The sequence below is a fragment of the Rothia sp. HMSC069C03 genome, assembly GCF_001811075.1.
GTDB lineage: Bacteria > Actinomycetota > Actinomycetes > Actinomycetales > Micrococcaceae > Rothia > Rothia mucilaginosa.
The window spans coordinates 163,244-176,905 of record NZ_KZ627133.1 but is presented as its reverse complement, the minus strand read 5'-3'; the positions used below and the strand labels follow the sequence as shown (position 1 = coordinate 176,905).

At 58.8% G+C, this 13,662-nt stretch carries 12 protein-coding genes; 5 read left to right on the top strand and 7 right to left on the bottom strand.

The features are described from left to right. The first annotated feature begins 239 nt into the window (after positions 1 to 239). Positions 240 to 629, top strand: a complete 390-nt coding sequence (locus tag HMPREF2779_RS02005; protein ID WP_070687200.1) for a DUF1304 domain-containing protein — start codon at positions 240 to 242, stop codon at positions 627 to 629. A gap of 150 nt (positions 630 to 779) precedes the next feature. Here the strand turns inward: HMPREF2779_RS02005 and HMPREF2779_RS02000 are convergent, their stop codons facing one another. After that, on the bottom strand, positions 780 to 1,505 hold the full coding sequence (locus HMPREF2779_RS02000) for a DNA-3-methyladenine glycosylase I (protein ID WP_233992199.1): 726 nt from the start codon (positions 1,503 to 1,505) through the stop codon (positions 780 to 782). Positions 1,506 to 1,783: 278 nt separating this feature from the next. Further along, complete coding sequence (locus HMPREF2779_RS01995) at positions 1,784 to 2,395, bottom strand: methylated-DNA--[protein]-cysteine S-methyltransferase (RefSeq protein ID WP_070687196.1); 612 nt, start codon at positions 2,393 to 2,395, stop codon at positions 1,784 to 1,786. 338 nt (positions 2,396 to 2,733) lie between these two features. Here HMPREF2779_RS01995 and HMPREF2779_RS01990 point away from each other — a divergent pair, with 338 nt between their 5' ends. Further along, on the top strand, positions 2,734 to 3,351 hold the full coding sequence (locus HMPREF2779_RS01990; protein WP_105360689.1) for a hypothetical protein: 618 nt from the start codon (positions 2,734 to 2,736) through the stop codon (positions 3,349 to 3,351). A 109-nt stretch (positions 3,352 to 3,460) separates the two neighbouring features. Here the strand turns inward: HMPREF2779_RS01990 and HMPREF2779_RS01985 are convergent, their stop codons facing one another. The 4 genes from HMPREF2779_RS01985 to HMPREF2779_RS01970 all read right to left on the bottom strand — a co-directional run bounded on the left by HMPREF2779_RS01985 (position 3,461) and on the right by HMPREF2779_RS01970 (position 8,921). After that, positions 3,461 to 3,727, bottom strand: coding sequence for an N-acyl-D-glutamate deacylase (locus HMPREF2779_RS01985; protein WP_233992197.1), 267 nt, complete (start codon positions 3,725 to 3,727; stop codon positions 3,461 to 3,463). Positions 3,728 to 4,433: 706 nt separating this feature from the next. After that, the gene (gene glpK / locus HMPREF2779_RS01980) at positions 4,434 to 5,990 is read right to left on the bottom strand and encodes a glycerol kinase GlpK (protein ID WP_060823693.1); all 1,557 of its coding nucleotides are present in this window, start codon (positions 5,988 to 5,990) and stop codon (positions 4,434 to 4,436) included. Positions 5,991 to 6,032: 42 nt separating this feature from the next. Continuing rightward, positions 6,033 to 6,830: an MIP/aquaporin family protein gene (locus tag HMPREF2779_RS01975; protein ID WP_049340776.1), complete on the bottom strand. Its 798-nt coding sequence runs from the start codon at positions 6,828 to 6,830 to the stop codon at positions 6,033 to 6,035. 345 nt (positions 6,831 to 7,175) lie between these two features. Further along, entirely contained in the window at positions 7,176 to 8,921 is a 1,746-nt protein-coding gene (locus HMPREF2779_RS01970) for a glycerol-3-phosphate dehydrogenase/oxidase (RefSeq protein ID WP_105360688.1), read from the bottom strand. Positions 8,922 to 9,044: 123 nt separating this feature from the next. Here HMPREF2779_RS01970 and HMPREF2779_RS01965 point away from each other — a divergent pair, with 123 nt between their 5' ends. The 3 genes from HMPREF2779_RS01965 to HMPREF2779_RS01955 all read left to right on the top strand — a co-directional run bounded on the left by HMPREF2779_RS01965 (position 9,045) and on the right by HMPREF2779_RS01955 (position 12,452). After that, the gene (locus tag HMPREF2779_RS01965) at positions 9,045 to 9,992 is read left to right on the top strand and encodes a sugar-binding transcriptional regulator (protein WP_049359844.1); all 948 of its coding nucleotides are present in this window, start codon (positions 9,045 to 9,047) and stop codon (positions 9,990 to 9,992) included. Positions 9,993 to 10,260: 268 nt separating this feature from the next. Next, positions 10,261 to 11,637 carry a 6-pyruvoyl tetrahydrobiopterin synthase gene (locus HMPREF2779_RS01960; RefSeq protein WP_070687184.1) on the top strand — a complete coding sequence of 459 codons (1,377 nt, stop codon included), beginning with the start codon at positions 10,261 to 10,263 and terminating at the stop codon, positions 11,635 to 11,637. 11 nt (positions 11,638 to 11,648) lie between these two features. After that, positions 11,649 to 12,452: a transcriptional initiation protein Tat gene (locus tag HMPREF2779_RS01955; protein ID WP_105360687.1), complete on the top strand. Its 804-nt coding sequence runs from the start codon at positions 11,649 to 11,651 to the stop codon at positions 12,450 to 12,452. 192 nt (positions 12,453 to 12,644) lie between these two features. On the opposite strand, the gene HMPREF2779_RS01950 is transcribed toward HMPREF2779_RS01955, so the two are convergent. Beyond that, positions 12,645 to 13,571, bottom strand: coding sequence for a LysR family transcriptional regulator (locus tag HMPREF2779_RS01950; protein WP_105360686.1), 927 nt, complete (start codon positions 13,569 to 13,571; stop codon positions 12,645 to 12,647). Positions 13,572 to 13,662: the final 91 nt, after the last annotated feature.

Here is a 13,662-nt window from a genome sequence, read left to right as displayed (position 1 = left end):
CCGGAGAGATACGCAGAACGCTCGTTGCGAGGTCATGTCGCGGCGGGCGTTTGCCGTATCTGAGGTACCCAATGTCATACGATGCGGATAATCCACCCGGCAGGAGTAGAATTAGTGTTTGTGCCCACACACCGGAGACGTGCACAGGAGAGGCTGCCCGGCTGTTATCTGTGCGTTACTCTCTCGCCCGCTGCGTGAGACACACGGCTAACAGATGACCTACTACTCAAGGAGAAACAATGCAGGCACTCGCAACGGTCACCACCGTTTTTGCCTTCGTAGCAATCGCTATTCACGTGTACATCTGGATTATCGAATCCTTCCTCTGGACTAAGCCTAAGGGCCGCGAAACCTTCGGAATGACCGAAGAATTCGCCGAGTCCACCAAGGAGATGGCGGCAAACCAGGGCCTGTACAACCTGATGCTCTCCTGGATCGCCGCAACCGGTCTGCTCGCTTTCTGGTTCGGCTCCCCGCAGGTGGGTGTGGCACTCATGTTCGCAGGCCTGGGCTCCATGGCTATTGCCGGTGTCTACCTGTTCCTCACCTCCCCGGATAAGCGCAAGCCGGCACTGATTCAGCTGACCCCGCCGCTGCTGGCGCTGATTTTCCTCTTCGTGATGATCTAGCCCTGTGACGATCTAATTCAGAGCGGAACATCTCAACGTATAGAAGCCGCGTGCTTACTTCTACGAAGTGGCGCGCGGCTTTTCTACGCCCTCAGACGCGAGCACGCCGAGCGAGGGAGCTTAGGGCGAGGGAGCTTAGGGCGAGGGAGCTTAGGCAAAGAGCCCCGAACAGCCTCGCCGATGCGAACCCACCAGGTGCGCATCCACCATACCGACCGCGCACATGAGCGCATAGGCGGTCACCGGACCCAAGAACACACCTCCTAGAGCTTTAAAAGATTTGGTAAGAAGCGCGGACTCGGGTGTATCTGTCGGAATATCGTCCAGGGTATGTGGTGCGATAGTCTCGTGCGGCACGAAGGACCACAGCCACGCCGGTAGCCCGCCCGGTACACGTGTGCCGTCGGATAGGGTGCGCTCGCGCATCCGGTCCAAATCTTCATCGCGGAGCGTACGAACTCGACGGCGGCAGGCATTCGGCGCTTCAACGCTATCCGTATTGGTCGGGGTAGAAGAGTGGGTGATAAGGGGAAGATGAACATCCTCCGCGGACGCGTCACGCGGCGTGGCGGCAAGCTCACGCATCCGAAGGGTCAGTCGCGCGTTGGAGATGACCGCGCGAATCTTCCGCTCGTTACGGATAATCTCTTCGTCCTGGAGGAGCCGGGCAACATCCTGGTCGGTGAACGCAGCCACGCGTTCGGGATCGAACCCCTCGAAAGCGCGACGAAATGCCTCACGGCGGGCAAGAATCGTGCGCCAGGAGAGCCCCACCTGAAAAGCCTCGAGGCTCAGGGCTTCGAAGAGCCCCCGCTCATCGGTGACGGCTATACCCCATTCGGTGTCGTAGTAGTCGCGCAGAAGCTTATCAGTCACCTACGTGGGGTAACTCAGGGTGTTTTCGAAGGCGGTGGCGGGAATAGTAGGTTGCGAGGTCACGGTTTCTCCTCTCTGAGAGTGCTCAGCTCATCCGAGTATTTCGGAAGCATGTTCTACTTAAACAGTAGCTCTAGCGTGAGTAAATCGCAAGTATATTCGATTATGTGTCGTGGTGCAGAGCAACGAAACCGAAAACAAGTACGACAGAGGGCGGAGCCCGCATCCGATGCACGCTCCGCCCTCTGATAAGTCTCAAACACCGCCGGGTGACATGGCTAGAAGAGCCGCGCCTCCCGCACCTCTTCCGGCTCCTCCAAATCGAGGAGGAACTGCTTACGCTCAACACCGCCAGCGTAGCCGGTCAAACTACCATCAGCACCAATAACGCGGTGACACGGAATCATAACAGAAACCTTATTGCGGCCGACCGCCTGACCCACAGCCTGCGCCGGAGCACCCGGACCAACCGCACGCGAAATCTCGCCGTAAGTGGTGGTGTACCCGGCAGGAACAGTCTTCAGATGCTCCCACACAATCAGCTGAAAATCGGTGCCCTCAGGATCTAGAGGCAACGTAAAAGAAGTGCGCTTGCGCTCAAAATACTCGGAGAGCTCTGCCTCAGCACGCGACAGCAGCCGCGCCGCAGCATACTCACCGGCTGGCTCTTCACCATCTGCAACGCCGTGCTCCCGCAGATAGACATCCGGATTCTCAATCAGTCCACCAAGCTCATGGGGGAGCGGAAAATGCGCCTGGTCCTCGTACCAGATGCCGACGACTGCATCCGCGCGGGCGGCGATGTAGAGAGTGCCCACGGGGCTTGCGTAGCGCGTGTACCAGCGCGCGAGCGCTTCCGGCGGCTGCGGCGAATCGGTCGCTTTGGTCATGCTCTTCCTCGTTTGCTCGTGGGCGTGTACTGCAGATGGTATTAGAGGTAAATATCCCTTTCAACCATCATAGGGGAGGGGCGCCTCCGTACCGTACCCGTGGCGGGTTTTGTCTATAACTGACCGCTATATATGAGATGTATGCACCGCCGTTGAAACATCTCAGGATGCCCCGGCAATTTTGATTGAACCCCAAGAACTGGCATTCTGTGAAGTACACACCGATACACCGCAATTCAATACTCCGGCTTCTCCACCCCGCAGAGGGTGGGGGGATGACCTGTGTTTCTCGTGCCTCAACGATGGGCTCAACGACGACTGAAATTGCAAGGAGAAACATGGAAGACCTGAAAGACATCCGCCGGCAACTCAAAGAAAACCCGGAGAGTCGAGAGCTCAATAACCGTTACGCGCAGGCGTGCCTCGACATCGCGAAAGAATATACCGTTACCTCCCAGGGGCATATCTTTATTTGCTCGCCCTCAGATTTAGAAGCCGTACGGTACGTCATGGCCAAGATCCCTGATGCTTCGCATCTAGACGGTGAAACCTTAGATGAATACAAACGTCTGAAGAGAGCTGTTACCCAGGCCCGTATAAATAGAGGTAGGCCTGGTAGCATGATGGGCATTTACTATGCCATCATCCTTTTTATAGTGATGCCTATAATGGCGGTACCAATCCTTGCGCTGTGGGAGCTCACCGCGGGGAGCACCTCAGACCACACCCGCGACCCGAAAGTCCTCATCTTTCTGATTCCTGTCGCTCTCATTACCGCTGCGCTCATCTGGGGTGGATGGCTTTTTGAACGAATCCTCGGCTGGAAATATAACGCTCTTGTAGTTCAAAAGAACAAAAGGACAGAACTAGATAGAGCTGAAGTCGAAGGGCGTCAAAGCACTGGCTCAAACCGTCCAGACATGGTTGCAGGGCCGGACTCTGAACCGCTATCTTAAAGTAAATGTGCCGCCTCACCGGTATTGGTGAGGCGGCACATTTTGCTGTCTAGGGGATGAGGAGCTCGCTACTTAGCGGCTGCCCTGTCAGAATTACGCTCCATCAGAATTACGCGCCGTCAGAAGTGCGCTCCGTGTGGTGCAGATGCGGCAGGTGAGTCGAGTGCAGGTCGTGACCGAGCACATCGTGCGCGTCCGGGTCCTCGTTCGGGAGCATGTGTGAGTACTTGGAGTAGTAGCGGTACAGCGCGTAGGCGCCAATCACAGTCAGTACGATAGCAACGCCCAGAGCCCACGGTATAGCTGCGGGAGAATACATGACAGAGAAGAGCACCAACAGCCAGGAGAGAGCAGCTGCAAGAACTGAAACGTTCATAGTAATAATTGCAAGCTTGCGGCGACGGACATCAACCATAATCGGTGCGGGAAACCCGCTCCCTCCTTCCAACGGAGCCTCTCTCCGGTCTCACGACCACCGGAAGGTGCCAGATACGTAACTAACCGCCATCTTCGGTGGTCAGAATAGAATCAATAAGCCTATATATCTATGATACGGCGCTTGAAGTGGACATCAAAGGTAAATAAACGCTGTTAGACCAACCCCCACACAACATGTGAACGGGTATCTCAACAAGGGGCATAAAACCAGTGATTTTTACAGCGAGAACTGCAACACGAAAAATGAAACCCGCTCATCGTTAACGCAGAGAACCAAGTAACAAGAGATAAAAGTCCGTCCGCCGCGGTACGTGAAGCACCACGGCGGACGGGAGCGTAAATAAAGTATTAGCGCGAACCGTCGGCTCCTGTCAGGACAGTGCATGAATATGTCGCGTACGGGTCCTGTGCGGTACTGACACCTCACGAACAACACCGCGCCAGGTGATCGGCGGAAGATACCAAATTTACAAAAACCAACGGTACCCTAGCACTAATTTTTGTAGAAATTACGCCGCAATAAACGCTGAATTGAGCGTCATAAAACAGCGAAAAGCCCCGGCTGCCTTAACCCCATAGCGGGGGAGAAGTAGCCGGAGCTTCGTTAGTACGCGGACTGTGCCGTTAGGCAACGGGTGCTGCGATTAGGCGGTCGGAACGTCCTCGTCAACCCACTCGAGGGTGCGGGAGACAGCCTTCTTCCACAGGCGGTACTGGCGGTCAACCTCTGCGGGCTCCATGGAGGGCAGCCAGCGCTTATCTTCAGCCCAGTTGTCCACAACGTCCTGCTCGCCGGTCCAGAAACCAACAGCGATACCTGCAGCGTATGCTGCGCCCAGAGCGGTGGTCTCAACAACCTTCGGGCGGATCACGGGAACGCCGAGGATGTCAGCCTGGAACTGCATGAGGAACTCGTTAGCGGTCATGCCGCCGTCCACGCGCAACTCGGAGAGCTCAACACCGGAGTCAGCGTTCATTGCGTCCAGAACCTCGCGGGTCTGGAATGCGGTTGCTTCCAGCGCCGCACGCACGATGTGTGCACGGTTCACGTAGCGGGTCAGACCAACGATGACGCCGCGAGCGTCGGAACGCCAGTGAGGTGCGAACAGGCCGGAGAACGCGGGAACAACGTAGCAGCCACCGGAGTCCTTGACGGAGGTAGCCAGTTCCTCAGACTCTGCAGCGTGCTCAATCATGCGCAGGTTGTCGCGCAGCCACTGGATCAGGGAGCCGCTCATTGCGACCGAGCCTTCCAGAGCGTAGACGGGTGCTGCGTCGCCAATCTTGTATGCGACGGTGGTCAGCAGACCGTTGTTGGAGAAGACGGGCTCGTTGCCGGTGTTCATGAGCATGAAGTTACCGGTACCGTAGGTGTTCTTCGCCATGCCCTTCTCGAAGCAGGCCTGGCCAAAGGTGGCAGCCTGCTGATCGCCCAGGATACCGGCAATCGGGGTGCCGTTAAGCAGACCGGTTGCGCGGCCGAAGCCGTACACCTCGGAGGAGGACTTGATTTCGGGCAGCATGCTCATGGGGATGCCCATGTCTGCAGCGATCTGCGGATCCCATTCGAGGGTGCGGATGTTCATCAGCAGGGTACGGGATGCGTTGGTTACGTCGGTGACGTGAACGCCGCCGTCAACACCACCGGTCAGGTTCCAGACCAGCCAGGTGTCGGTGTTGCCGAAGAGCAGGTCGCCGCGTTCTGCGCGCTCGCGTGCGCCTTCAACGTTGTCCAGGATCCACTTGATCTTGGGGCCGGAGAAGTAGGTGGAGAGGTTCAGGCCGACGATGTCGTGGTACTTGCCAACGCCCTCTTCGCCTGCGAGCTCTTCAACGATTTCCTGGGTGCGGGTGTCCTGCCAGACGATTGCGTTGTAGACGGGCTCACCGGTGTTCTTGTCCCACACGACGGTGGTTTCACGCTGGTTGGTGATGCCGACTGCAGCGATTTCGTGGTGGTTGACTTCGCCGTTTGCCATAGCCATTGCTACGACCTTACGGACGTTCTGCCAAATTTCGGTTGCGTTGTGCTCGACCCAGCCGGCCTTGGGGAAGATCTGCTCGTGCTCGAGCTGGCCTTGAGCCACGTTCTCGCCCGCCTTGTTGAACAGGATCGCGCGGGAGCTGGTGGTGCCCTGGTCGATGGAGAGGATGTACTTGCGCTCGACGTTGAGGGTTGCGGAGTGCAGAGAAGTCGTCATTGATTTTTCCTTAGAACAAAAGAACGGGGGTATTAGAGAGGTTTAGAGGGGCAGAACTGCCGGAACGATCAGGCCTGCGAGGATAGCGCCGATGATTGGGCCAACAACCGGAACCCATGCGTAAGACCAGTTGGAGCCGGTCTTACCGGGGATGGGCAGGAAGGTGTAGGCGATACGGGGGCCGAGGTCACGTGCGGGGTTGATAGCGGAACCGGTTGCGCCACCGAGGTTCATACTGATGGATACAACGACCAGGGCAACAGCCAGGGGGCCGAGCTCGCTGGGGGTCTTACCGGATGCGATGATCCAGCCAATCAGGACGAAGGTGCCGATAATCTCGGTGAGCAAGTTCCAGCCGTAGGACTTGATGGCGGGGCCGGTTGCGAAGATGCCGAGGCGGTCGCCCGGGTCCTCATCGAAGTGCTTCTTGTAAGTCAGGTAGGCTGCGGTTGCGCCGGCCATTGCGCCGAGCATCTGAGCGACGATGTACAGGGCAATGTTGCCGGGGGTTGCGGGAACGCCGGTTGCCAGGTCGCGGCCTGCAGTTGCCAGGCCAACGGTCACAGCGGGGTTCAGGTGTGCACCGGAATGGAAGGAGAGGTACACGGCGGTGAACACTGCCAGACCCCATCCGAAGGTGATAACACCCCAGCCTGCGTCCTTAGCGTAGGACTTCTTGAGGGTCACTGCGGCGCATACGCCGGCACCGAGCAGAATCAGGATGAAGGTGCCGAAGAACTCGGAAGCGAAGATTCCGAGGGTGGTGGGGGCGCCGGATGCATCCACGAGAGCGGAAGAGCCGGCTGCAAGTACAGTTCCTGCGGAAGCAAGAAGAGACATTGTTGCTCCTTGAAGACGAAGCGTCTGGAAGGCAAGCGAACCTTTGCTTGCATGTTCCCGTGCATCCTCACCGCACGGGCGGATCGGGGCACAACGCTGTGCTGAAATGTGTAGCGGTTGCTACGAAAATTGTTGGTTGAATGTCTGATTGAGAAGCAGATCGTACCAGTGGGCTAACCCTGTATTTAGCTCGCTGCTTCTTATGCAGGGGATTATCGTAAACGGTTATTTAACCTTCCGTCCACCCCTCACCGAAGAATATGAGCTAACCCATGCTCGGTGAGGGGTGAACGGTCGGTTCGTACCAGATAACCGGCCACGAAAGGTGTGCGAAAGCTCTAAGGATTAGAGCTTCACGCGGGGTGCCACGGGGGTGACAGCCTCAATCTTTGCGGATGCTTCAGCATCGGTGGAGGTGGACTCCGCCTCGCGGATGGCCTGTACGCGTGCTGCGTAGAGGTCGAGTTCTTCCTTGACCTTCTTGTCGTCCCAGCCGAGCTCGGAACGCATGATGTCGAGAATCTCGTCTGCTGCTGCCAGGCCGCGGTCGCGCTGCTCGAGGTCGAGGCGTACGCGGCGGACCAGAACGTCCTCCAGGTGCAGGGCACCCTCGTAGCGGACAGCGAAGACGACGTCTGCACGCAGGAACTGGGGTGCCTTAGCCAGGGGAGCACCGAGGGAGGGGTCAGCGTCGATGAGAGCGCCGAGGTCCTCAATCTGCGCGCCGTAACGCTCGAGCAGGTGGGTGATACGGTCCTCATCCCAGCCGTAACGCTCTGCGTAGCGTGCACGGTTAGCAGCGATTGCGTGGTAGCCGTCTGCGCCGACCAGGCCGATGGTTGCGGTCACGGAGGGGTTCTGCTTAGCCTGCTCGCCCAGTGCGAAGTCGACAGCGTCGGCAGCCATGACACGGTAGGTGGTGAGCTTGCCGCCTGCGATTGCGCTCATGCCGGGTGCAACCTCGGTCACGGTGTGCTCGCGGGAAACCTTGGTGGATGCTGCGCCGTCCTTGACCTTGGGCTGCAGCAGCGGGCGCAGGCCGGTGTAGGTGCCGATGATGTCTTCGCGGGTCAGCGGGTTAGCGATCAGCTTGTTCGCCTGCATCAGGACGTAGTCGATGTCCTTGCTGGTTGCGACGGGGCGCTCGCGGTCCTCGGTGTAGGGGGTGTCGGTGGTGCCGATGATCCAGTAACGCTGCCAGGGGATGATGAAGAGAACGGACTTCTCGGTCTTGGTGAAGATACCGCTGGTTGCGTTGATGCGGTCGCGGGGAACCACGATGTGGATACCCTTGGATGCCAGAACCTCCAGGCCTGCATCGGGGTTAGCCAGGGACTCGGACTCTTCGGTCCACACGCCGGTTGCGTTGATGACGTGCTTTGCGCGTACGTTCAGGCGCTCACCGGTCTCCAGGTCTGCCAGCTCTGCGCCGATGACGCGGCCGGATGCGTCCTTGGTGAAGCCGACAACCTGGGTGCGGGATGCAGCCAGTGCGCCGTAGCCTGCAGCGGTGCGGACGACGTCGATGACGAGGCGTGCGTCGTCAACGCGTGCGTCGTAGAACTGGATTGCGCCGCTGAATGCGGAGTCCTTGATGTCGGGGAAGACGGTCTTGGTGCCGGTCTTGGTGAAGTGACGCTGGGAGGGGACGCCCTTGTTGCCGCGGGAACCGAGGAATGCGAGGGTGTCGTACATGCCGATGCCGATTGCGGAGTATGCGCGCTCGATGACGGGCATCTTCAGGGGCCACAGGAAGGGCTGTGCGTGCACCAGGTGGGGTGCGATCTTGTTCAGCAGCAGGCCGCGCTCGGTCAGTGCTTCGGTCACGAGCTTGAAGTCGAGGTTGTAGAGGTAGCGCAGGCCGCCGTGAACGAGCTTGGAGGACCATGCGCTGGTGCCTGCAGCCCAGTCGCCTGCTTCGACGATACCGGTGCGCAGACCGCGGGTTGCTGCGTCGAGGGCAATGCCTGCACCGGTGATGCCGCCGCCGACGACCAAGATGTCGAGTTCTTCGTTGACCATGCTCTTGAGCGCCTTGGCGCGGGACTCGGCGGTCAGCTGAGACTGCTGTGCAATGTGCTGGGAGCTCATGTACTGCTCTTTCCTGTATTGCCGCTTGTGCGGCGTGGGGGTTTCATCTTGCATTTAGTAAAACCCAATGGTGAAATAATAACCAAGCAGTATGAACGGATTTTCACTGGGGGTCTGTGGCAGATGAACGAACGCGCTAACCATACCTACGAGGCAGCGCAGCTTTACTACATTCACAACATGACGATGGACGCTATCGCGGCCCGTCTGGGGGTCTCTCGAGCCACTGTGTCACGTCTGCTTAAAAGTGCTCGTGAAAGCGGCATGGTGCAGATCCGTCTAGATGATTCCTTCCGTGCCCGCAGCGAGCTTGAGCGCCGCATCGGTGAGCGCTATAAGGTGCGCGTTACTCTCGTGAATGTCCGTTCGGATGCTACCCCCATTGCCCGTATGAGTCAGGTATCCCGTACCGCGGCGGCTCTCCTTGATTCCCTGATTGATAATGGAACGAGCCTGGGTGTGGCGTGGGGTTCAACGATGACTGAGATTTCTCGTCATCTGCCGCGTCGTCCTCTGAAAGGCGTGACTGTCGTGCAGATGAACGGCGCCGGTAATGCGCACCATTCGGGTATTCCGTACTTGGGTTCCTTGCTGGGGCAGTTGGTGAATGCCTATGATGCGCAGACTATCCATTTTCCGGTTCCCGCGTTCTTTGACTATGCGGACACGAAGACCGCCATGTGGCGTGAGCGTAGCGTGCAGAAGAATCTGCATGCCCAGCAGAATGTTGACCTCGCTATTTTTGGCGTGGGTGCTTTTGGTGGACCTATTCCTTCTCACGTGTATTCGGGTGGCTATTTTGAGGTGCAGGAGCAGCGTCAGTTGCGTGAGCTGGGCGTTGTGGGGGATATGTGCACGATTCTTCTGCGTGAGGACGGCTCGTGGGCTGATCTTGAGTTGAATAAGCGTGCGTCCGGTCCGACTCCGAAGGAGCTTGCCCGCATTCCGCGCCGTATTTGCGTTGCGTCCGGTACTCACCGTGTGCGTGCTTTGCGCGGCGCGTTGCGTACGGGCGCAATTACTGACTTGGTTCTTGATGATGCCCTGGCAAAGGCGCTCATGGAGAAATAGCTAAAAATAATCGTCGCGGACACGAGGTTCGCGGGTATGAAGGTCCGTGGCTATGGGTTAAAAGGGCACCTTGAATCTGAAAGGGTAGTGCTTGAGAGCTTTCCTAGTGAAGCTCTCAAGTGTTGCCTGAACAATGTTTCAAGGTACCCTTTAGTGTCGTCAAAAACTGCTTTCTGACCCTACAATGTGAAACGTTTGCGCATGTGAAAGCGCATATTTGTGCACTCCATTGAAGGTGTGCGCCACTCACCGTTAGAAAGAGCCAACCATGACCCCCACCTATAACGCCCAGGCGAATCCGCACCTGGGCGCACCCGGCATTACCACCATGCACGGTGATGCCCAGTCTTCCGACGCTACTCCTCTTGCTGGCCCCGGCGCTGGCGACTGGAAGATTACCGGCACGAAGCTCGGCGGCGCCTGCCCGACGATCCTTGCTGGACGCGACGGCTTTATTCAGGTGCTCTGCACCCAGGTCTTCGCCCACGGCGAGTTCATTACCCCGAAGCTTTCTATTCTTGATCCTCATACCGGCCGCGAGCTCTCCCACTTGGACATCCCGAAGGGCGCACTGCTCGGTGGCGTGTATGCCTACCTTGACGCGCAGGACCGCATGGTTTTGGTGGATGGCTCTCAGTGCCTGTTGCGCCTCTCCCACTCTGCTGACGGACGCAGCATCCGAGTTGATGAGCGTATTGACCTGAGCCGCATGCTCGCCCAGAGTGCTAATGACGCTGTGGTTGGTCTGGTACCCGACTGGTCCGGTCGCATTTGGGTTGCGACGAAGAACGGCTACATTGCGGTGATTGATTCTGCCCGCGGCACGATTCGCTCAATGCGCCTGAATAAGGCGTCTATTGCGGGTGAACGTATCGATAACTCGATTTCGGCGTGCCCGCAGGGTGTGAGTGTGGTGACTTCCCACGCTATTTATATGCTGAACGCTACCGCAACCGGCGCGCCCACCCTCAAGTGGTGGCATGCGTACGATCGAGGTAGCGCCCGCAAGCCCGGTAAGCTCGCGTGGGGTTCTGGTGCCTCGCCGACGTTCTTTGGCCCGAACGGTTCGGATTACGTGATGCTGACCGATAACTCTGATATTCAGGAGTCGGTCATTGTGTACCGCACCGATAACGGTGCGAAGGTCGGTAGTGCCGGCCTGTTTACTGCCGGTACCTCTGGCACTGAGAACTCCATGATTGGTGTGGGCAACACGATGGTCGGTGCAAGCACCTACGGCTACCCCTACCCGAAGTATCCGGAGGGTGCCGGCCCGTCGGTTCCTGCGAATGCGCTTTTTGCTCCCGGTATGGAGCGTTGGGATATTACCGACCGCGGTCTGCGTAAGATTTGGGACCGTAAGGATGTGTACTCTTCGGCTGTTCCTCGCTATTCCACCGCTGATGGTCTGATTTATACCTGTGAGCGTCGCCGCGGCCCGGCTGGTTTGGCGAATGGCGCTTACGCCTGGGCTGTCGCGCTGGAAATGGAAACCGGTAAGACGATGCACGAGCAGCGCCTGCCTCAGCATGTGAGCCTGCTGCTTGGCGGTGGTGACACCCTGCAGATGGTGGGCACGATTGACCGTTACGGCACCTGGTGGCAGGGCACGATTAGCGGCGTGTACCGTATCGCGAAGGCTTAGAGGAGTAGAAAATGACTAAGAATAATCTGAGGAACGCTTCTCGCCGTACCGCGTTGAAGGTTGCGGGTGCTTCGGCTGCTCTGGTAGCTGGCGGCGTGAGCGCTGCGGCGGCGGCAACTCGTTCGGGCGGTAAGCGCGCTCGCGTGACCCCGGTGACCCAGCGCCCTGGCGGACAGCGTGGCGGGCAGCGCGGTCAGCACGGCGGTGGACAGCACGGCGGCGCGGCGAGTTCTGCGCTGGTGCAGGTTCCGATGCGCTATAACGAGTCGTGCATCCGCCTGGAGTTGAAGGCTGCTAACGGTGTGCAGGCTGTGTCTTTGCAGAGTCAGCCGGCACGTACTGTTGCTTTCCGGAATCTGCCGACTCGCCTGAGCATTATTAATGAGGGCAATTCGACGCTGCCGGTGGGTACTCGCCTGATGGTGCGTGCTCGCGCGCAGGATCCGAAGACTGGTTTGTTGTTGAATCCTGCGGTGACTCTTCGTGTTTCCTCGGGTCAGGCGGTGCTGCCTTCGGGCGGCTTGGGTGCTTCGGCCCTGGTGGCTCCTGTGGATGCTCTGAATCTTGATGCGGTGCGCCGTAGCGAGCAGACCGGTCAGGCTGGTGCTGGCAGCGAGAACGTTCTGGAGTTGCGCACTGCTATTCCTCGCGGTCACCGCTTGGATGTTCAGCTGAATTATCAGGTGGCTTCGGGCGTTGCCGGTTCTGCGTTGAAGAATGTGCACGTGAGCGCTGTGCTGGATATGGCGGCGGCTGGTCTGTCCTCTTCGTTCTATGAGGTGCAGAGCCCGGCTGTGGTTGCTGCGCTGAACTAGCGGTTGCGCTGGCCCCTATGGCTCCTACTAAGGATGGGCGCGGCGGGGGAGTAGCTCCGCTGCCTGTACTTTTATACCTCTATATATAGGCGCCTGTTCAAAAAGGCATAGTGAAAGGTCGGGGTCGTTCGTGGGAACGGCCCCGACCTTTGCTTTGTCTGGTGTGCCGGCATGGGCGGCGGCTGAGTTTTCCTATGCGGTTTCGGTCTTTTCATGCTCGCCGAATGCTACCTTGACCGCGTGGTGCAGTGCTTCGCGCACCATGGCGATGGCGGGGTTGGCGGCGGATTCGCGGCGTACCGCGGTGAAGATTTTGCGGGAGGGTTTGCCGGGTAGCTCGACGATGCGTAGCCCCTCGGTGGTGGAGAGGGAGGAGAGGATGAAGCCGGGCACGATGGTGACGGCGAATCCAGCCTTGACGAGGTTGGAGTTCGTAATCATGTCGTTGGCGCTGTAGCGGATGACCGGTTCGAACCCGGCGGTGCGGCACTGGTTGAGTGCCCAGCTGCGGGAGGTGTTCTGCTCCATTTCGAGGACCCAGGGGAGTGCGTGCGCCTCTTCAATAGAGGTGATGGTGGAGGTGCTGGGCACGATGAGGCTGAGCGGGTCTTCGGTGAGTAGTTCGGAGTGTAGCTCGGGGTATTCGGGGATGTGGTGGTGCGGGTAGGCTTCGGAGAGCACCATGTCGTATTCGCGGCTTCGGGTGAGGGAGGTGCCGGTTTCGGGATCGATTTGCAGTACCTGCAGGGTGAGCGAGGGGGCGTGCTCGGCAAGGTAGCTGAGGGTTGCGGGTAGCAGTGCGAAGGCTGCGGACTGGAAGATGGCGAGGCGCACCATGCCGGCGGGTTCGCCGGTGAGGTTGGCGACGGAGGTTTGCATGCGGTCGAGTTCGCGTAGGATGCTGCGGGCACTGTCGACGATGATGAGTCCGGCGCTGGTGAGCTGTACGCGCCTGCCGATGCGCTGCAGAAGCGGGGTGCCGGTTTCTTTTTCGAGGGTGGCAATCTGCTGGGAGACGGCGGAGGGGGTGAGGCTGAGCGCTTCTGCGGCGGCGATGATGGTGCCGCGTTCTTGGATTTCGAGGAGCATTTGCATGCGTCGGATGTCGTAGATTGACACGTTTTTCCTCCCTGGTGCGCCCGGTTGTTCGGGTGGGTTGCACTCCCGAACTCTTCCGTGGTGCGTCTCTCATTGTGGACTCTTGTCTATG